General features: G+C 31.5%; 14 protein-coding genes. 13 read left to right on the top strand and 1 reads right to left on the bottom strand.

Going from position 1 to position 21,951, the window contains the following annotated elements:
• Window positions 1-2 precede the first annotated feature (2 nt).
• The 11 genes from F1564_RS03125 to glmM all read left to right on the top strand — a co-directional run bounded on the left by F1564_RS03125 (window position 3) and on the right by glmM (window position 13,139).
• A complete protein-coding gene (locus tag F1564_RS03125; protein WP_018451493.1) occupies window positions 3-1,193 on the top strand; it encodes an aspartate aminotransferase family protein in 1,191 nt (396 codons plus the stop codon).
• Window positions 1,194-1,254: 61 nt separating this feature from the next.
• Window positions 1,255-1,797: a hypothetical protein gene (locus F1564_RS03130; protein WP_018451494.1), complete on the top strand. Its 543-nt coding sequence runs from the start codon at window positions 1,255-1,257 to the stop codon at window positions 1,795-1,797.
• A 186-nt stretch (window positions 1,798-1,983) separates the two neighbouring features.
• Window positions 1,984-2,985 carry an ornithine carbamoyltransferase gene (gene argF, locus F1564_RS03135; protein ID WP_018451495.1) on the top strand — a complete coding sequence of 334 codons (1,002 nt, stop codon included), beginning with the start codon at window positions 1,984-1,986 and terminating at the stop codon, window positions 2,983-2,985.
• A 291-nt stretch (window positions 2,986-3,276) separates the two neighbouring features.
• Window positions 3,277-3,642 (top strand): DUF4870 domain-containing protein, encoded by a 366-nt coding sequence (locus F1564_RS03140; protein ID WP_018451496.1) that lies wholly within the window; start codon window positions 3,277-3,279, stop codon window positions 3,640-3,642.
• A gap of 411 nt (window positions 3,643-4,053) precedes the next feature.
• Window positions 4,054-5,649 carry a DNA polymerase III subunit gamma/tau gene (gene dnaX, locus F1564_RS03145; RefSeq protein ID WP_018451497.1) on the top strand — a complete coding sequence of 532 codons (1,596 nt, stop codon included), beginning with the start codon at window positions 4,054-4,056 and terminating at the stop codon, window positions 5,647-5,649.
• A gap of 47 nt (window positions 5,650-5,696) precedes the next feature.
• Window positions 5,697-6,149, top strand: coding sequence for a 50S ribosomal protein L9 (rplI, locus tag F1564_RS03150; RefSeq protein WP_018451498.1), 453 nt, complete (start codon window positions 5,697-5,699; stop codon window positions 6,147-6,149).
• Between the two features lie 46 nt (window positions 6,150-6,195).
• A complete protein-coding gene (gene dnaB, locus F1564_RS03155) occupies window positions 6,196-7,632 on the top strand; it encodes a replicative DNA helicase (RefSeq protein ID WP_018451499.1) in 1,437 nt (478 codons plus the stop codon).
• A gap of 214 nt (window positions 7,633-7,846) precedes the next feature.
• On the top strand, window positions 7,847-9,115 hold the full coding sequence (locus F1564_RS03160) for a peptidase U32 family protein (protein ID WP_018451500.1): 1,269 nt from the start codon (window positions 7,847-7,849) through the stop codon (window positions 9,113-9,115).
• Between the two features lie 291 nt (window positions 9,116-9,406).
• Window positions 9,407-10,087, top strand: coding sequence for a response regulator transcription factor (locus F1564_RS03165; protein ID WP_018451501.1), 681 nt, complete (start codon window positions 9,407-9,409; stop codon window positions 10,085-10,087).
• 10 nt (window positions 10,088-10,097) lie between these two features.
• Window positions 10,098-11,669, top strand: coding sequence for a sensor histidine kinase (locus F1564_RS03170; RefSeq protein WP_018451502.1), 1,572 nt, complete (start codon window positions 10,098-10,100; stop codon window positions 11,667-11,669).
• A gap of 105 nt (window positions 11,670-11,774) precedes the next feature.
• Window positions 11,775-13,139, top strand: coding sequence for a phosphoglucosamine mutase (glmM, locus tag F1564_RS03175; protein ID WP_018451503.1), 1,365 nt, complete (start codon window positions 11,775-11,777; stop codon window positions 13,137-13,139).
• A 180-nt stretch (window positions 13,140-13,319) separates the two neighbouring features.
• Here the strand turns inward: glmM and F1564_RS03180 are convergent, their stop codons facing one another.
• Window positions 13,320-15,425 carry a glutamine synthetase III family protein gene (locus F1564_RS03180; protein ID WP_149201891.1) on the bottom strand — a complete coding sequence of 702 codons (2,106 nt, stop codon included), beginning with the start codon at window positions 15,423-15,425 and terminating at the stop codon, window positions 13,320-13,322.
• 461 nt (window positions 15,426-15,886) lie between these two features.
• Between F1564_RS03180 and gltB the strand changes: the two genes are divergently transcribed.
• Window positions 15,887-20,398, top strand: coding sequence for a glutamate synthase large subunit (gene gltB / locus F1564_RS03185; RefSeq protein ID WP_018450399.1), 4,512 nt, complete (start codon window positions 15,887-15,889; stop codon window positions 20,396-20,398).
• A gap of 2 nt (window positions 20,399-20,400) precedes the next feature.
• Entirely contained in the window at window positions 20,401-21,852 is a 1,452-nt protein-coding gene (locus tag F1564_RS03190; protein ID WP_018450398.1) for a glutamate synthase subunit beta, read from the top strand.
• The last annotated feature ends 99 nt before the right edge of the window (window positions 21,853-21,951 follow it).

Raw genomic sequence — 21,951 nt, forward strand, 5'->3', positions numbered from 1 at the left:
AGATGTTATTAAATGTGTATAATCGATATAATGTAATTTTTGAAAAGGGAAAAGGAACATACATCTACGACAATGAAGGGAATGAGTATTTAGATTTTGTGTCGGGAATTTCTGTAAATTGCCTGGGACATGCAAGTCCTGTGATTACAAAGGCTTTGATAGAGCAAAGTCAAAAATTGGTACATATTTCTAATTTGTATTACAGTCAGCCACAGTTGGATTTGGCAAAAAAACTTACGGATAATAGTGAAATGGAGAGAGTTTTTTTCACAAATAGCGGAACCGAAGCAATTGAGTTGGCATTAAAGATTGCTAGAAAATACGGGAATAATTTGTCATGTGATGAAAATGGGAATAAAATCACTGATAAAACAGAAATAATTTATATGAAAGATTCGTTTCACGGCAGAAGTACTGGAGCATTGGCAGTCACTGGTCAGCCTAAGTACCAAAAACCGTTTAAACCATTGATGAAAAATGTTACTGAATGTAATTTTAATGATGTTCAAGATTTAAAAGCGAAAGTGAGCGAAAAAACTGCTGCCATTATCTTGGAGCCAATTCAGGGAGAAAGTGGACTTGAGAGTGCTACACCTGAATTTATCGGAACTATAAAAGAATTGAGTGAAAAATATGATACGCTTGTGATTTTTGATGAAATTCAATGTGGAATGGGAAGAACTGGAAAATTGTTCGCTTACGAGAATTTTGATTTAGTGCCAGATGTAATTACGATTGCAAAATCTCTTGGTGGCGGAGTTCCAATCGGAGCTTGCCTGACAAAAGGAAAGGCAAATGATGTGCTAGTTCCTGGCGATCACGGTTCAACTTATGGTGGAAATCCATTGGTTTGTGCCGTTGCAAATGCTGTTTTGCACGAATTAATTGACAATAAATTAGTTGAAAAAAATGTTGTAGAAAAGGGACAATATTCTGTGAAAAAATTAGAAAAATTAAAGGAAAAATTCGATTTTATCGAAGAAATTCGTGGAAAAGGACTGCTTTTGGGAATAAAATTTGATGATAAGAAAATTTTGGCGAAAGATATTGTTTTAAAAGCATTGGAAAATGGGTTGCTGCTAGTTGGAGCTGGGAATAATGTTGTAAGATTTTTTCCACCATTTAATGTGGCAAATGAAGAAATTGACAAAGCTGTTTGCATTTTGGAGAAAGTTTTAGGAATATTATTGTAAATTAGAAATTATTGAGGTAAAATTATATCGAAAGAATAAAGAATTTAGAGTAGAGATTTCCATGAAAACTTTAAGAAATATTGCAGTACTTTTTATTCTAACTGATTTAATAAATTTTGGTGCATCGGATATTGAAGGGAAAATTGCTCAAATTAGGAAGGATTTTTCGAGTACTAATGCTGTAAAAAATTATGTGATTAAAGAAGTTGAAGATTCAGAACAAAGCACAGATAGTGGAGTTGTGAAATATTATTTGCAAGATGGAGTTGTTAAAAAAATTGTGGCTGAATATTTTGGAGAAAGTGGAAATAACTTGACAGAATATTATATAAAAAATGGGAAAGTTTATTTTATTTTTGATAAGACTGAAAAATATAATGTGCCGTATTATGTGGATTCTAAATGGTATAAAGAAAATGAGATAAAAAATGGAGAAATCTTTGATAAAAGAAAATCGAATTTTTTTGAAAAACGATACTATTTTGATGAAAATGAAAAATTAATTCGGTATATTGATGAGAATAAAAAGATTGTTGAGAATGGGAAAAAATTAAGGGAAACTGAGAAAAATATGTTGAAGGAATATTTTAGAATAAAAAAATAAAATAGGCAACTGTAAAAGTAAAATTGATGAAAATTGAATAACAGCAGTATTTATAATCACAAGGATTGAAATTCCTTGTCAGAGAATAGAGAAAAACAAGAAAATTAAATATTAACAAATACTATATTTAATGAAATTTTTGTATTTTTACAAATGTCTTAAAAAAATAAAAATTAAGGAGAAATTATGTTAAAAGGAAAATCATTTTTAAAATTATTAGATTTTACAACGGAGGAGTTGCAGTATTTACTGGATTTATCAAAAAAATTGAAGGCAGATAAGAAAAATGGAACTGAGAAAAAAATGATGTCTGGAAAAAATATTGCTTTGATTTTTGAGAAAACTTCTACTAGAACGAGATGTGCTTTTGAAGTGGGAGCTTATGATCAAGGTGCAAATGTTACTTATATTGGACCTTCTGTGTCACAAATTGGGGACAAGGAGTCTATGGAAGATACTGCGAAAGTTTTAGGAAGATTTTATGATGGAATTGAGTACCGAGGATATGGACAGGAATTGGTCGAAACTTTGGCGGAACATTCTAGTGTACCTGTGTGGAATGGGCTTACAACTGAGTTTCATCCGACACAGGTTTTAGCGGATTTTTTGACTATTTTGGAAAAAAAGGGAACTTTGAAAGGAATTAAGTTTGCATATCTTGGGGATGGGAAAAATAATATGGCAAGTTCACTTATGATTGGTGCAGCAAAATTTGGGATGGATTTTACGATTGTTGCTCCAAAAGAATATTTTCCAGATAAAGAACTAGCTGAAACTGCTTTGAAACTGGCTGAGGAAAATGGAGGACGTATTTCATTTACGGATGATAGAATTGGCGGAGTGAAGGATGCGGATATTGTTTATACGGATGTGTGGGTGTCGATGGGAGAATCTTATGATGTGTGGGAAGAAAGAATAGATCGGCTTTCATATTATCAGGTAAATAGCGAGCTTATAAAACACGCAAAGGATGATTACTTGTTTATGCACTGTCTGCCTGCATTTCATGACTTGAATACAAAAGTTGCAAAGGAAATTGAGAAGAAGTACGGAATTAAGGAAATGGAAGTTACCGATGAAGTTTTTAGAAGTAAAAATTCTGTTGTATTCGATGAGGCGGAAAATCGGATGCATACAATAAAGGCTGTGATGGTGGCAACTTTAGGAGATGGAGAATATCCTTTATAAAAAGTTTTTGGAGTTTATTTTTTAAAAAGTTAAGAATGAAAATAAAAAAGTTATTTTGTAGGAATTAGAATTCTTCTTATAAAATAGCTTTTTTTGCATTATTTCCTGTTTGAACAGTAATTTCTTAACAAGAGTACTTGAATCTTGTCAGTAAATAAGTGAGATAGAATTTCTATTTTTTAGTGCTAATGATTTGAAATAAAAAATTTGAAATAAATAATTATATATGATATACTAAAAAAAATAAATATAAGCAATTTAATGGTATTAAAAATATGTTGGGAGGAGTTTATGGATAATAATAGAATTAGCGAACAGAAGTCTATTGCAGGTTTAAGGGCTAATGCTGCCGCTTTTCTTGTAAATTTGAGTTTTTTTACAATAATTGGAGGCTTAATAGTTCCAATTTTTGCATTGATTTTAGAAGATAAGAATAGTTTTGTGAGATCATACGCAAAACAAACTATGGCTATATGGGTTTTATTAATTGTTTCAGGAGTGTTAAATTTTATTATAATTATTGGAAATATTTTATATTTTATAATTTTTATTGTGTTGGCTATATTGCAAATTATTGCAACTATTTCATCAATTTTGGAAAAGGAATTTAAAATTCCTTATGTTGAAAAAATTATAAATCTTTTGTTTTTACATTAATTAATGCTATTTTTTATTTAGCAAAGGTGAGAATTTTTGTTATTAAGTAAAATTGAGAATAGGATTTTGTATTGTAAGGTTATAATTGTAGAGTAATTCTGATAAAAGTACACCAAAGTATATTATTTAGGTGTATTTTTTTATCTCTAGTTTATTTTGATTGAAATTCCAAGTTTTTGATTAGGGATTAAATTTTCATGTCAGCAAATAAATAAAATAATATATTTGATCTAAAATAATTTGATGTTTGAAAAAATTAATTATATGTTGAAAAAAGTTTTGGGGCAGTTCACAAATCATAGTAAAAATGTTATAATATCAAATGTATTCAAATTTGTTTTGTTATTCTGATTATTAATGATGTCTGGTAATTAGAATTTTAGTCAATGTGTTTATGAAAAAAGGGAGAGAATGTTGAATATTACATTATATAGAAAATATCGACCGCAGAATTTTGATGAAATTGCGGGGCAGGAATTTGTGTTGAGGGCTATAAAAAATTCCCTTAGGGAGAATAAGCTGTCACACGCGTATTTATTCACAGGGCCACGTGGTGTTGGGAAAACTACTATTGCTAGGCTTATTGCTAAAGGTGTGAATTGTTTGAATAGTGAAAATGTGACGGATAATCCTTGTGGAAAATGTGAAAATTGTCGTGAAATTTCTTCTGGGATCTCGATGGATATGATTGAAATTGATGCAGCTTCTAATCGTGGGATTGATGAAATTCGTGAATTAAAGGAAAAGATAAATTATCAGCCTGTTAAAGGAAGAAAAAAAATATATATAATTGATGAAGTTCATATGCTTACAAAGGAGGCATTTAATGCACTTTTAAAAACATTGGAAGAACCGCCGGCACACGTTATATTTATTCTTGCGACAACAGAGATTGATAAGATTCCAGATACTGTTATTTCCAGATGTCAGCGTTATGATTTTTTACCAATTGATAAGAAGGATATAAAAAAATTGCTTCAAAATGTGGCAAAAAAGGAGAACATTAAGATTGATGATGCAAGTCTGGATTTAATTTATCGGAAGTCTGAAGGAAGTGCAAGGGATAGTTTTTCTATTTTTGAGCAAGTTGTATCAAATTTTAATAATGAGGAAATTAATCTTGAAAAGACTCAGAAAGCCTTGGGAGTGGTGCCTTATGTGATTTTAGAGGAATTTCTGAATTTGATAAAAAAAAGTGATAAGGAAAAACTTGTTGATTTTATTGACAAGATTTGGGAAGATGGACTTGTAATCGAAACTTTTTTAAAGGATTTTTCCTATTATTTGAAAGAGCAGTTTAAAAAGCAAACAGATTTATCAGTGGATTTTTTACTGGACACAATAAGTGCGATTTTTTTTACTTTGAATGAATTTAAGTATGAAGAGGATAAAAGATTGCTCGGGTATGTGCTTGTGTATGAACTTTATAAAAATCAGAAGAAAAATTCAAATAAAAATAAAATTTTGAAAACTGAAGATTTCACTTCAAATAGATCTGTTATTGATAAAAATTATATTAAAGATGTGTCAGATCATATTTATAAAAAAGTTATGAGTCAAATTTCAGAAAACTCAGAAATTGTAAATCCAGCTGTTACAGTGGAAATGACTGATGTAAAAAAAATAAAAAGAGCAGAAGAATTAGAAAACATGGAAAAAGCTGACAAAAATTACGATATTTCAGTTTTTTCTGAAAAATGGAGAAAAATTTTATCTGGAATAAAAAAGGAAAGTGTAATGCTAGGGGCATTATCAATAGAATGCAAGCCAGATAGAGTGGAAGAAGGAGTGCTTTTTATAAGATTTCCAAGTAATCAGAAATTTCATAGTGAACAGCTTATGATACCAGAAAAGAAAGTAAAAGTTGAAAAAGTTATTAATCAAATTTGTAATTCAGATATTGAAATAAAAACTTTTTTTGAAAATGATGATACTAAAAATGGAGAGGATAAATTTTTGAAGGATGCAGTAAAGTTTTTTGATGGTGAAATTTTAGAAAAAAAATAAATTTATTAATAATGACTTATTAATAAAAAAAGAAAGGAATGGTAAATATGAAAATTAAAGTAATTTTGAAGGAAAACATAAAAGGTGTAGGGAAAAAAGATGAAATTGTAGAAGTAAAAGATGGATATGCAAATAACTTTTTGTTAAGTAAAAATAAGGCGATACTTGCAACGCCTGAAAATGTTAATAAATTAAAGGCAAAAAATGAAAAACTCCAAAAAAATCATGATAGAGATGTAAAAAATGCTAAAGCGTTGAAGGAAACTTTGGCTTCAAAGGAAATCGTGCTAAAAGTGAAGGCTGGGGAAAATAATAAAGTGTTTGGTTCAATTGGGGCCAAGGAAATTGTGCAGGCTATAAAAGAGCAGTTAAATATTGATATTGATAAAAAGAAAGTTTCAGCAGATTCTAAAGTGAAAGAAATTGGAGTGCATAATGTGGAATTGAAGCTTCATTCGGAAGTAAAGGCTAACTTAAAAGTTAGGGTTGAGGCTAAATAGCAGGTTTATTATAAAATTTGAGATTGGAAAGTGAGAAAATTAAAAAATGGGGTTATACGATGAAGATGGGAAAAATAGCGAACCGTATAGCATAGAAGCTGAAGAAGCACTTCTTGGGTCTGTTTTTATAAATCCTAATGTTATAGGAGATGTTGTTGATATTATAACAGCTGAAGATTTTTATAAAAATAATTATAAACTGATTTTTTCTGAAATGATAAATGCCTATAATTCTGGGAAAATAATTGACGTGCTTTTGATAATTGAATCCTTGAAAAAAAAGGAATTAATGGATGAGGTTGGAGATGAAGAAGTTATTTATGATTTGACTGAAGTTGTGCCAACTGCTGCAAATGCTGTTAATTATGCCCAAATTATAAAGGATAAGTCTGTTCAGCGCCAATTAATAGCCATTGGGGAAAAAATTGTAAGAATGGCTACACGTGGGTATGAGGAAACAGATGCGATGCTTGATAAATCAGAAAGCATGATTTTTAAAATTGCAGAATCTAAACAGAAAAAAGAAATTGTAAAATTATCTGAATTAGTTCAATCTAAAGTAAAACGGCTAGATGATGGTTCGGAAGCTAAAGGAAAAATAACTGGCATTTCTTCAGGATTTAGTAGATATGACAGTATAACAAGCGGGTTTCACGGGTCTGACCTGATAATTCTTGCGGCACGTCCTGCAATGGGAAAAACTGCTTTTGCATTGAATCTTGCAATAAATGTTGCAAAGCAAGGAAAAGGAGTGCTTATATACAGTTTGGAAATGGGAAATGAGCAGTTGTTTGACAGGCTTGTGGCAAGTGAGTCGAGAGTTAGGTTAAAGGGAATAAAGGATGGAACATTGACTTCAGAAGAGCTTGTAACTTTGGGAGATGGGCTTGGGCGGCTTTCTGAGATGCCAATTTATATTTCAGATTCTGCAAGTGTGACAATGCTGGAAATAAAGGCTAATGCAAGACGGTTAAAGGCTGAAGGGAAGCTGGATTTTATGCTAATTGACTATTTGCAGTTAATAAGCCCTTCGACAAATTCGAGAAAAAGTCGTGAGCAGGAAATATCTGAAATTTCACGTTCACTAAAAATACTTGCAAAAGAGCTGAATATTCCAATTGTGACACTTTCACAATTATCCCGTGGAGTGGAGCAGAGAGTTGATAAAAGACCAATTTTATCAGATTTGCGAGAATCGGGAGCAATTGAACAGGATGCGGATATGGTAATGTTTTTATACCGTGAAAGCTATTATAACAAGGATACTGCAACAGAAGTAAACAATGTAAATATTCCAGAAAAATATGTTAAAAAACCGCAGGACTTGCCAAAGACTGGAGAAAAACAAGAAATGGAAAAAGTTGAACTGATAATTGGAAAGCACAGAAGTGGACCGACTGGTACGATAGAATTGGGATTTTTCCCGAATTATCAGCAATTTGTAAATGTTGTGGACGATGAATTTGCACCGTCTGCAGAGTAAAATAAATAAAAAAAGATAGGCGATTATAAAAATAAAGGTGATAAAGATTGAATAGTAGCAGTATTTATTATAATCACAAAGGGTCAATACCTCTTGCCAAAGTATGGAGAAAAATAATAAAGTTAAAAATTTAAAAATACTGTGGCTATTGGAATTTTTATACTTTTATGAATGGCTATAAATAAGAAAAGAATTAAGGAGAAAAAGTTAAAGAATGGAAACAAAAAAAAGAGTAGAATTATTAGCACCAGCTGGAAATATGGAAAAGTTAAAGACAGCCTTTCATTTTGGAGCTGATGCGTGTTTTGTTGGAGGAAGTGCATTTAATTTAAGGGGAATGTCTTCAAATTTTAAAAATAAGGAGTTAAAGGAAGCTGTGGATTATGTTCATAGTCTGGGGAAAAAAATATATGTAACTTTAAATATTTTTGCACATAATACAGAAATTGAATATATGCCAAGATTTATAAAGAAACTTGATGAATTTGGCGTAGATGCAGTAATTGTAGCTGATCTGGGAGTTTTTCAGATGGTTAGGGAACATGCTCCAAATATGAAGATTCATGTAAGTACTCAGGCGAACAATACAAACTGGATGAGTGTAAAAACTTGGAAGGATATGGGAGCAAAAAGAGTCATTTTGGCAAGGGAAATGTCACTTAAAGAAATCAAGACTATACGTGAAAAAGTGCCTGATGTGGAAATAGAGGTATTTATTCATGGAGCAATGTGTATGGCTTATTCTGGAAGATGTCTTTTAAGCAACTATTTTACAAATCGTGATGCGAACCGTGGAATTTGTGCACAGGATTGTCGTTGGAACTATAAGGTTATTGCAGAAGGGCATGAGGAAACTGGAGCTCATGATATTGTGGAAAATGAAGAAGGAACATACATGTTTAATGCTAAAGACTTGTGTTCGATAGAATTTATTGATAAAATAATTGAAACAGGGGTAGATTCATTAAAAATTGAGGGAAGAATGAAAAGTATTTATTATAACTCGACTGTTGTAAAACAATATAAGAGAGCATTAGATAATTATTATTCTGGAAATTATAAATATGATCCTGATTGGCTGGCTGAGCTTAAAACTATTAGTCATAGACAATATTCAAATGGATTTTATTTAGGGCCTACTTCTGAAAAGGATCAAAATTATGAAACTGGACTTTCTTATAGCCAAACTTATAGGCTTGTTGCAAATGTGCTAGAAAAAGTTGATGTGAACAAGTATAAGATTCAAATAAGAAATAAAGTTTTTGCGACTGAAACTTTGGAATTGGTTCGTCCAATTGGAGATGCTGTTAAATTTAAAGTGGAAAACTTTTTAAATACAAAAAACGATGAGTATCAAGAGTATGTAAATCCAAATACAATCGCTATTATTGAAACAGATGTGGAAATGGGTCCAATGGATCTCATTAGAATAAAACTTCCTGAAGGACAATCGGATAGTGATATGGATACATCAGAATTTTAATTATATTAAACAAAAAATTAATTATAATTTTAACATAAAAAAAGCAATATGGATAAAAAGTATTGCTTTTTAATTTTAAATAAATCTTTTATTTATTGAAAATTGTTGAAAAAAAAAGATAAAATACTATACAAATCAAAAAAAATGAGTTATAATGATTTGTAAGGTTAATGACCTTTACTTTATGTCAAAATTTTAAAATTAGCTTGTTGGGGAAATTACTGAATAAGTGTTGAGAATTTCAAAAAATAAAGTAAAAAGAAAAATATTGGAACAGAAGTGGAGATAATTATGAGAGAAAAAATATTAGTAATCGAAGATGATCCTAAAATTTCAAGACTACTTGAAATTGAATTAAAGTTTGAGGGGTTTGATGTATTTTTTGCGTACGATGGTAAAGAAGGGCTAAATATGGCTAAATATGGTTCGTATGACATTATTCTTCTGGATGTAATGCTTCCTAAAATGAGTGGAATGGAAGTCTGCAAAAGAATAAGGGAAACTTCGCAAGTACCTATTATTATGCTTACAGCTAAAGATGAAATTAGTGATAAGGTAGTTGGATTTGATTATGGGGCAGATGACTATATGACAAAACCATTTTCAAATGAAGAATTACTTGCTAGAATAAAAGCTCTTCTTAGAAGAACTAAAAAATCAGTTGTTCATAAGGGAATATTTGAATTTGAAGATTTGACAATTAATTATTCTACTTATGAAGTGTTTAGAGATTATGGAAAGAATCTTATTCAGCTTTCAAAGAGAGAATTTGAATTGCTTGACTTTTTAGTATTAAATAAAGGGATTGTTTTATCAAGAGATAAAATTTTGGAAGAAGTTTGGGGATTTGATTATATTGGAAATGACAATATTCTCGATCTGTATATTAAATATTTAAGAGATAAAATTGACAAGCCTTATGAAAGAAGATTTATTCAAACTGTAAGAGGAATTGGATTTATTTTTAAATAAGGAGTAAAAAATGAAAAATTTAAAATTAGAAGATCGTATTTCAGCAAATTACGCTCTTCTATTTTTGGTATTAATATTAGTTTCCAATATTATTTTGGTTTATTCGCTGCAAAAGCAGTCAAATAAAGTGCTGGAAGATTCAGCTAATGAAAAGTTAAAAGAGATAGATAGCTTTTTGGATAAAGTTGGAATCTTTTCAGATAAGACAAATGTGCTTACACTTGATTTTAATCCTGAAATCGTGGAAGGAAAAAAGGTAATTCACGTAAAGCCGTTTAATCCAGGAGAGGATAATTATTTGTATGTTTTGGAAATAAAGCAAAATAAGGATTCAATAATTCCAATTAATACAATTGGGGATACTGATACAGAAGAGGCTTCCATGACTAATGAAAGTATGGTTGAATTGCTTGAAAGTTATAACTTGAAAAATAATGTTCCAAGCGGAAAGACAATAAATATTGAAAAAAATAAATATTTTGTATTTAAAGTAAGCCGTGTAATAAAAAATTATAAATTCAATATCTATACTTTAAAGAATGTTACAAATGAAAATAAAATTTATAAAAGATTGGAATATCTTGTTATTTTGTTTACAATAATCGGAGTTGTTATAACAATTATTGTTTCAAAAATAATGAGCCGCAGAATTTTAAAGCCAATTAACAATGTAATAAAAACAGCGAAAAGTATTTCAACAGATGACTTGAGCAAAAGAATAGAAATACCAAAAGAAGAAGATGAGTTGCAGGATTTGACACTTATTATAAATGAAATGCTGGATAGGCTAGAAACGTCATTTGAAAATCAGAAAAAATTTGTATCAGATGCTTCACATGAATTGCGGACACCACTTGCTATAATAAAAGGTTATGCGGAAATTATACGAAAGCGTGGAACTACGGATATTGATATATTTGTAGAGTCAATTGATTCGATAATTAGTGAAACTGATAATATGCGTAATTTAATACAAAAATTATTATTCTTGGCTAAAGGTGAAATTACAAAAATTAATACCAAGTTTACAGATATTGATGCAAATGAAATGGTTCATCAGATTCATTCTGATACAGTAGTTTCCACAAAAACTCATAAATTTCATTTAGAAATTGGAGAAAATTATAAAATTAAGGGCGATGAAACATTACTGCAACAGGCAATTAGAGCCTTAATTGAAAATGCTGCAAAATATTCAGAGCCAAATACAGATATTTATATAAAATCTTTTATAAAAGATGGATTTGGGAGAATTTCAATTCGAGATGAAGGAGTTGGAATTTCTGATGAAGATGCAAAGAGAATTTTTGACAGATTTTACAGAGTAGACTTATCGAGAACAAAAGCGACAGGTGGAACTGGACTTGGCCTTGCGATAGTTAAACGAATTGTAGAAATTCACAATGGAAAAATTGAAATTGATTCTAAAATAAATGAAGGAACAGAAATTTCAATTGTTTTACCTATTGGAAATACTGTTGTAAATTTGCAGGAGGAAGTTAGCAAAAATATAAATAAAGAAAAAACTGAAAAGAAAAAAAAGGTTTTTGGATTTTTAAAAAAGAAAAATAAGAAAAAATAAAAGTATAGTTTGTTTGTTTAGTAATAAAACTAGATAAGAATTAGTAAATCTATTTTTAAATTTAAAAGTAGAAAATAAAAAAATAGAAAATAGAAAGGAAAAATGATGGCTAGAAAATATTTTGGAACTGATGGAATGAGAGGAGAAGCCAATAAGGACTTGACAATTGATTTGGTTACAAGTCTTGGACTTGCTCTTGGATATTATTTAAAAAAACATAGAAAAAAAGCTGGGAAACCCAAAATTATTCTTGGAACTGATACAAGAATTTCAGGATATATGATCCGTTCAGCACTTACAGCAGGATTAAATTCTATGGGTGTAAATATTGACTTTGTTGGAGTACTTCCAACTCCTGGAGTTTGTTATTTGACTAGAAAATTAAAAGCTGATGCGGGAATTATGATTTCGGCTTCACACAATCCTGTAAAGGATAACGGAATAAAAATATTTAGTCAAAATGGTTATAAATTGCCTGATGCAGTTGAGGAAGAATTGGAAGAGTTAATGGAAAAAAAGGATGAACTTCTTGAAAAATATCAAGTTGCGGGAGATGATCTTGGAACGTTTAAATATGTAGAAGATGATATGAAAATCTATTTAGACTATTTGACTTCTACAGTAAAAACTAATTTTTCAAAATTAAGAATTGTAATTGATACTGCAAATGGTGCAGCTTATAGAGTAGCTTCAAAAGTTTTTCAAAATTTAGGTGCGGATGTTATTGTAATTAATAATATTCCAAATGGGAAAAATATTAACGTAAACTGCGGATCTACACATCCAGAGCTTCTTCAGGAAGTAGTTAAAGTCTACAAGGCTGATTTGGGACTTGCCTATGATGGGGATGCTGACAGATTAATTGCCGTTGACAATACGGGAGCTATTATAAATGGGGATTTGATTATTGCAATTATTGCTGAGTATATGCAACATAGAGGGCTTTTAAATGATAATAAAGTTGTGACTACTGTTCTTAGTAATATGGGATTTGAAAAATATTTAGATGAAAAGGGAATTGGTCTAATTCGTGCAAATGTTGGGGATAGATATGTTCTTGAAAAAATGAAGGAATATGGATTAAATATTGGTGGAGAACAATCTGGACATATTTTGATGCTTGATTATAACACAACTGGAGACGGAGTATTGTCATCAATTCAGCTAGTTGCAGCTATTTTAGAAAGCGGAAAGACTTTGCATGAACTTGTAAAAGATATTAAATTATGGCCACAAGACTCAAAAAATATTTTAGTTGCAAAGGAGAAAAAGGCAACTTGGGAAACAAATAAGGAATTAATTGACTTTATTAAGGCAAAAGAGAAAGAAATTGCTGGAAAAGGTAGAATCCTTGTAAGAGCTTCTGGAACAGAATCTTTAATAAGAGTAATGGTTGAGGCTGAAAGCCAGGAAACTGTGGATAAATATGTGGAAGAGCTGAGTAAAAAAGTGGAAGAAACTCTTTGTTAATGAAAGATAAAAAAGAATAAAAAATAATTATGAAACTGGGATTTTTTTCTCAGTTTTTTAATTCTCTGGATATAAACTTATTTGCACCTTAAATAAATAAAAAAAGCTGAACTCAAAATTTTAACCATTTTGAGACAGCCCCTAATTTTTTAAACTGCTTTGAGTTTTGTATTTATACTATTATAATTTAAATAATAAGTCAGTATAAGTTGGGAATTTCCATAAGTCTTTATCAATAACTTTTTCCAAATTATCGCAAGGAACTCTCAATGCTTCAAGTCCTGATACTAATTTTTCTTTTGCTAAATCAGTTTGTTTAGGTAAATCTTCTTCGTTTGAAACTCTTGCAATTTCTTTTTCAAGCGATTTTGTTTCTTTTCTTAATGCTGTCACATTTGACAAAACATCTTTTAACAATTCTTCCTGCTCTTTTATAAAGGCTTTTCCGTATTTTGAATTTTTTTCAATATGGTCTGCCAACAGGTTCGCAAATTTTAGAGCTGACGGCAGGATGTTTTTGTTTACAATGTCAATGAATGTTCTTGATTCGATAGTAAGCTGCTTTACATATCTTTCAGCATAAGCGTTGTATCTTGCTAATGATTCTTGTTCTGACAACATTCCGATTCCGTCTACTAATTCCAGAATTTCTGGGTCAACCATTTTCCTAAGTGCTGTGTTTGCGGAAACTTCGTTTGTAAGTCCTCTTTTTTTGGCTTCCTTAACCCATTCTTCGCTATATCCGTTACCGTTGAAAATAATTCTGTGGTGTTTTTTGTAGGCATTTGCAATGATTTCATTTATTATTTTTGGTAAAGTTCTCTCTGTTGCTTTTTCAAGCTTTTCAGCATATTCAGACAGCACTTTTCCTACCACGGCATTTATTACCGCCGCTGTTGTTGCCGGAGTTGAGCTTGAACCTGGCATCCTAAATTCAAATTTGTTTCCTGTGAAGGCAAAAGGTGAAGTTCTATTTCTATCTCCTGAATCCATGCTGAATGTTGGAAGCACATCAACTGACAAGTTTACTTCTGAAGCTTCTGACACAGGTGCATCTTTTTTGTTTGCAATGTTGTCTAAAATTGTTGTCAATTCTTCACCTAGGAAGATTGAAATAATTGCTGGCGGTGCTTCATGCCCTCCAAGTCTATGGTCGTTTGTAGCAGTTGCAGTTGAATATCTCAGCATTGGATAATACCTGTCAACAGATTCAATTACTGCAGATGCAAAGATTAGGAAGTTTGTATTTGTCTTAGGATCTTTTCCAGGGCTAAACAAGTTCTTTCCGTCATCTGTTCCAAGCGACCAGTTGTTATGTTTTCCTGAACCATTTACGCCGTCAAAAGGTTTTTCGTGAAGTAATGCGACTAATCCGTGTTTTAATGCAGTTTTCTCGATTGTCTCCATTATAATCTGGTTCTGGTCTGAAGCCAAGTTTGCAACTGAAAACAATGGCGCTACTTCAAATTGGTTTGGCGCAACTTCGTTATGTCTAGTTTTTGATGGAATTCCTAATTTCCAAAGTTCCACATCGACATCGCTCATAAAGTTTATAACTTTATCTTTGATTTTCCCGAAGTAATGGTCGTTCAATTCTTGACCTTTTGGTGCTGGAGCTCCGAACAATGTTCTCCCAGTCAGAAGTAAATCATCCCTTGCTTCAAACAATTCTTTTTTAACCAAGAAATATTCCTGTTCAACTCCAAGTGTGTTAAATACATGCTTTGAAGTTGTATTTCCCAATGCCCTTAGCACTCTTAAAGCCTGCTCATTTATATACTTCATTGTTCTTAGCAAAGGAACTTTCTTATCCAGCGCTTCACCTGTAAATGAAATAAAGGCGGTTGGAATATATAATGTAACTCCATTTTTATTTTCTCTTATGAATGGATATGAACTTGTGTCCCAAATTGTATATCCTCTTGCTTCAAATGTGCTACGAAGTCCTCCATTTGGAAATGATGAAGCATCAGGCTCACCTTTTATCAAATTGCTTCCTGAAAATTTGTAAATTAATTCTTCACTTTCTGTTGGTTCCAAAAATGAGTCGTGTTTTTCAGCTGTCAAGTCTGTTAGCGGCTGAAACCAGTGGCAGTAGTGAGTTGCTCCCCTTTTAGTTGCCCAGTCTTTTATCGCATTTGCAATTACTTCTGCAGCTTCTTTTGACAATTCTGTTTTTCCCAGTTGCGATGCTTTAAATTCTTTGAAAACTTCTTTGGAAACTCTTTTTTTAAGGTTGCTGTCTCTGAAGACATTTTCTCCAAAACTTTTCATAGCATTTTCCATAAATTTACCTCTTTCTTATTTTTCTATTTTTCGTTTTTTAAGATATTTTAAGATTGAAAATGTGCTAAATTTTAAATAAGTATGAAATCTAACATAATATGACAAGGGGTTAAGACCTTTTGTTTTTTTAGAGCATTTTTTTTAATTCCAAATTTATGTAGTTTTCAATTTATAAAAATACACTTTTCCAAAACTCTTTCAAAACTTTCCATAGGCTTATTATACAATGCGTAAAATTATAAGTCAAATAAAAATTTTTATAATATTTTATATTTAGAAAGTTTCATAAATTTAATATTTATAGTATTTTTTTACATTTTAAAGCAGCAAATATTTTGACAGTCAAATTTTTTTTTATGTTTGCAAAATGATTTTGTGAAATGTATAATTGGTTCATCTATAAGGCTAAAATATTTTTTTTAATATTTTAGATAAAATCTAAAACATTGGAGGTACAGACTTTGGATAATAACATTCAAAATGTAAAATTGCAAAAATATGAGCTTTCTAAAAATTCACTTTATGAGCCATATTTTGAAAAAGACAATTGCGGTATGGGATTTATCGCAAATATTGACAATAAGAAAACTAATCAGATAGTAAAAGGCGGAATAAGAATTTTAGCGGGATTAGAACATCGTGGAGCAGAAGGATATGACTCGGAAACAGGAGATGGAGCAGGGCTTTTATTTGAAGTTCCCCACGAATTTTTTGCAGAAATAGTTCCAAATCTTCCAGAATTTGGAGATTATGGAGTTGGAAACATATTTTTCCCAACTGTAAAAGAAGAATTTGAAAAAATAAAATCTATTATTGAAGAAACTGTAAAAAACTCAAAAGATGAAATTTTAACTTGGAGAGAAGTTCCAATTAAAAGAGATGCCGTAGGAGTTCAAGCACAATCTACAATGCCATCTGTCTGGCAGATTTTTGTAAAAAGAGTAAATTCATCAAAAGATGATTTTGAAAAAAATCTTTATATTTTGAGAAGAAAAATTGAAAATGCTGTAAAAAAGGCAAACTGCGATACTGAAGATAAATTTTACATAACAAAATTATCTTCAAAATCAATAGTTTATAAAGGTCTAGTAAAACCTGACCAGATTGAAAACTTCTATATTGACTTGCAATCAAAAAAACTTGTAAGCTCATATTGCTTAGTTCACCAAAGATTCAGTACAAACACTTTTCCAGCGTGGAAACTTGCACATCCATTCAGATTTTTGGCACACAATGGGGAAATTAATACGGTAAAAGGGAATGTAAACTGGATGAAAGCCAGAGAAATTACACTATCTTCGCCTAACTATGAAGATATAAAAGAATTATTTCCTGTAAATGATGAAGGGTGGTCGGATTCAGCTAATCTTGATGCCGTTATTGAACTTCTTGTATTTTCTGGAAAAACTTTGATGGAAGCAATTTCAATTTTAGTTCCTGCGGCTTGGGAGAAAGATCATACTAAATCTGAAGATTTAAAAGCGTTTTATGACTATTATTCAGGATTAATGGAAGCTTGGGACGGACCTGCAGCCATGATTATGACTGATTCCAGATATTTGGTTGCAAAACTTGATAGAAACGGGCTTAGACCGCTTAGATATATTTTGACTGATGACAATCAGATGTTAGTTGGTTCTGAAGTTGGAACTTTGCCAATTAAACCTGAAAATATTGTTCAAAGTGGAAGAGTTAAACCTGGAAAAGTTTTTGTAATTGACCTGGAAGAGAAAAAATTGTATAAAGATGACGAAGTTAATGAAAAAGTTTTAAATGGAACAGATTTTAAAAAATTGATTAAAGATAAGAAAAATGTAAATGACTTGATGAAGGAAGCTAATTTTAACTATAACAAAACTAGAGATTTAGATGACATTTACAACAAATTAAAATTATTTAGCTATTCAAGGGAAGATTTGCACATCTTAATTTCAAGAATGGCTATAACTGGGCAAGAACCACTTGGTTCAATGGGAAATGATGCAGCACTTTCTATTTTTGCCGAGAAGCCAAAATTGCTTTACAGCTACTTTAAACAATTGTTTGCGCAAGTAACAAATCCTCCAATTGACCCAATTAGAGAAAGTTTTGTTATGTCGCTTAGAACACAGCTTTACAGAAAAGCAAATATTTTGGAAGAAGTTCCTGAAGCTGGGGAAACTGTGGTTTTAGATTCTCCAATCATGGACAATAAAACTATGGAATTTTTGAAAAATTATGAAAGAAATGGTAAGAAGCCTTTTGTTTTAGATATAACTTTCAAGCCAACTGAAAACTTGGAAGAAAGACTGGATAAGATATTTAAGCTTGCTGAAGATGCAATTGATAGCGGAGTGAAATCAATTATTTTATCTGACAGAAATGCGGATACTGAAAATGTCGCAATTCCAGCCTTACTTGCTGTTGCTGGGCTTCATCACTATTTAATTAGAAACAAAAAACGAAATGAAATTGATATTTTGGTAGAAACTGGAGAAGCTAGGGAAATTATGCATTTTGCATTGCTGATTGGATACGGTGCAACTGCGATTAATCCTTACTTGGCACTTGATTCAATTGAATATATGGTAAAAAATAAACTTTACTTGAATGCCGATGAATCTGAAATAAAAAATTTGCAATACAACTATTTGAAAGCTCAGAAAAAATCAATCTTGAAAACTATGTCAAAAATGGGAATTTCAACTGTTGACAGTTACAGAGGAGCACAAATTTTTGAAGCTGTTGGATTGTCAACTGAATTAGTAAAAAAATATTTCACAGGAACTGTTTCAAGAATCGAAGGACTTACAATTAAAACATTGGAAGATGAAGTCCTAAATAACTTTGATGATGCTATTGATTCAATTAATCTTGGTGATGAAGCACTTTATGTGGATGGAGAATATTCTTGGATGAAAGAAGGAACGAACAGAATTCTTACTCCTGATGCAATTTCAAAAGTTCAAGATGCGGCAAATAGAAATGATTATAGCACTTATAAGGAATTTGCAAAACTTGTGAATGACCAAAGTCAGCATTTGCTTACAATAAGAGGAATGCTAAAATTCCATTCTGATAGAAAACCTGTTTCAATTGACAAAGTTGAGCCAGTTGAAGCAATTATGAGAAGATTTGTTACTGGAGCAATGTCATTTGGTTCAATCTCAAAAGAAGCTCACGAGGCGATTGCAAGAGCATTAAATACAATCGGTGGTCGTTCTAACTGCGGAGAAGGTGGAGAAGATCCTAAAAGATTTCTGGATAATAGAAGAAGTGCTACAAAGCAAATTGCATCTGGAAGATTTGGAGTTACAACGGATTACTTGGTAAATGCCGACGAGCTGCAAATTAAGATGGCTCAAGGAGCAAAACCTGGAGAAGGTGGACAGCTGCCTGGATTTAAAGTTAATAAGGAAATTGGAGCTACTCGTCATACAACACCTGGAATTAGCTTAATTTCTCCACCACCACACCACGATATTTACTCAATCGAAGATTTGGCACAACTAATTTTTGACTTGAAAAATGTAAATGAAAAAGCTAGAATTAGCGTTAAATTAGTATCTGAAGCTGGAGTTGGAGTCGTTGCTTCTGGAGTTGCTAAAGCAAAATCTGAAATGATTTTAATTTCTGGACATGACGGAGGAACTGGAGCATCTCCTCTATCTTCAATTAAACATGCTGGATTACCTTGGGAATTAGGACTTTCTGAAGCTCACCAGATTTTAAAGGAACACAAATTGAGAAGCAGAGTTACCCTTCAAGTTGACGGGAAATTAAAAACTGGTAGAGATTTAGTAATTGGAGCGATTTTAGGAGCTGAAGAATTTGGATTTGCGACAATGCCGCTTGTAATTTTAGGATGTATTATGATGAGAAAATGTCATACAAATATGTGTCCAGTTGGAGTTGCAACTCAATCTGAAGAACTTCGTAAGAAATTTACTGGACAATATGAAAATATCATCAGATACTTTAGATTTATTTCACAGGAAGCAAGAGAAATTATGGCTGAACTTGGAGTTACACAACTTAGTGAATTAATTGGAAAAGCTGATGAATTCTTGGAAGTTTCTAAAACTCCAAAATTAGAAAAAGTTAAAAATGTAAACCTTGAAAAAATTCTTTATACTGACAAGAATAGTGAAAGTCCAAATGTAAAAACTCAAAATCAAGACTTTAAAATGGAAAATATAATTGACAGAAAATTAATTAAGCTTGCTAAAGCAACTTTTGAAAGTGATAAAAATAATGTTCAAAAAACTGTAATTAATGAAAAAATTGAAAACTTTGACAGAAGTTTCGGAGCGATGTTAAGTGGAGAAGTGGCTAGAACATTTGGTGGATACACACTTGAAGATGATACAATTACGCTAAACTTGGAAGGAATTGGTGGACAAAGTTTTGGGGTGTTTGGAGCAAAAGGTATAACTTATAACTTGACTGGACAATCAAACGATTACATCGGAAAAGGACTGTTTGGAGCAAAGATTATTATTAAAAAACCTGAAGTTTCTAAATACGAGGCAGATGAAAATATAATTGGAGGAAATGCCATTTTATACGGTGCAATTAGAGGAGAAGCTTATTTAAACGGAGTTGCTGGAGAAAGATTCTGTGTTAGAAACTCTGGAGCGGTTGCTGTTGTAGAAGGTGTCGGAGATCACGGCTGTGAATATATGACTGGAGGTCGTGCTATTGTTTTAGGAGAAACTGGGAAAAACTTTGCTGCTGGTATGAGCGGTGGAATTGCTTATGTTTATGATAAAAACAACACTTTTGAGAAAAATTTGAATAAAGAAATGGTCGATTTTGACGAACTTAACGAAGTTTACGAAAATGAAATAAAAACTTATGTGAAAAAACACTTTAATTATACAGGAAGTGCCATTGCAAAGGAAATTTTAAATAATTGGGAAGCTGAAAAACAAAACTTTAAAGTTGTTATTGCACCTGAATTTAAAGAAATATTTGAGAGAGGTGAGGCTTAAAAATGGGAAAACTAGGTGGATTTTTAGAAATACATAGAGAAGAGAAAAAAATTAGGGAAATTTCTGACAGAATTAAAGATTTTAATGAAATTGACATCCCTTTAAATGATGAATACATAGAAACACAGGCGGCTAGATGTATGGACTGCGGAGTTCCTTTTTGCCATTGGGCCTGTCCAGTTGACAACCACTGTCCTGAATGGCAGGATTTAGTCTATAATGGAGAATGGAAAAAGGCTTTGGACTTACTTTTGTCAACAAATCCATTTCCTGAATTTACTGGGCGGATTTGTCCAGCACTTTGTGAAGGAAGCTGTACTTTAGGAAAAAATGACAAGCCTGTAACTACTAAAAATATTGAACTTGCCCTTATTGAAAAAGGTTGGAAAAACGGATGGGTAAAACCAAAAACTCCTAAAAAAAGATTTGACAAAAAAATTGCAGTAATTGGAAGCGGACCATCTGGACTGGCTGCCGCTCAAACTTTAAACAGATTTGGCTACAATGTGACAGTCTATGAAAAAAATGAGAGAGCTGGTGGATTACTTGCACTTGGAATTCCTGATTTTAAGCTTGATAAGAAAATAATTGACAGAAGAGTAAAACTTATGGAAGAAGAAGGTGTTAAATTTATTTACAACACTGAAGCTGGAAAAGATATTTCCAACAAAGAACTGGAAAAAGAGTTTGACATAATTCTTATGTCTTGCGGATCAAAACAAGCTAGAGATTTAAATATTAGAGGAAGAGAAGCAAAAGGCGTTTATCTTGCAATGGACTTTTTGACTCAGCAAAACAGAAAAGTAAATAATATTCCTTTGTATAACGAAGAAATTGATGTAAAAGATAAAAATGTGCTTGTAATTGGTGGTGGAGATACTGGTTCTGACTGTGTTGGAACTTCTGTAAGACAAGGTGCTGCCAGTGTAAAACAAATTGAAATTTTAAATAAGCCATCTGAAACTCGTACATCAAAAAATCCTTGGCCACAATTCCCAATGTATCTAAAAACTTCGACTTCTCACAAGGAAGCGACAGAAGTTTACGGAAATGACCCAAGGGAATGGAATATTACAACAAAAGAATTTGTAAAAGATGAAAACGGCAATCTTTGTGGAGTAAAAATTGCAAAAGTTGAAAGTTTTGTAAATGAAGATGGAAGACTTGGATTTAGGGAAGTTGAAGGCTCTGAAGAAATAATGAAAGTTGACTTTGTCTTTTTAGCAATCGGATTTTTACATCCATATTTTGAAGGACTTTTAGAAAACTCAAAAGTTGAATTGGACGGGCGTGGAAATGTTAGTGCAAATGTCATCGACTTTAAAACTTCTGCTCCAAAATATTTTGCCGCAGGAGATGTAAGACGAGGGCAATCACTTGTTGTTTGGGCAATTAGTGAAGGTAGAAATGCTGCGAAGGCTATTCATGAATATTTGAGAAAAAATAAAAACTAATATTATTAGCCTGAATAATAGAATTTAAAATCATATATTTAATTTAAATTAATATAATAATAAAAAAAGGACTGTTTTATAAAAACAATTTTGTAAAGC

This window comes from Leptotrichia shahii (assembly GCF_008327825.1).
Lineage (GTDB): Bacteria > Fusobacteriota > Fusobacteriia > Fusobacteriales > Leptotrichiaceae > Leptotrichia > Leptotrichia shahii.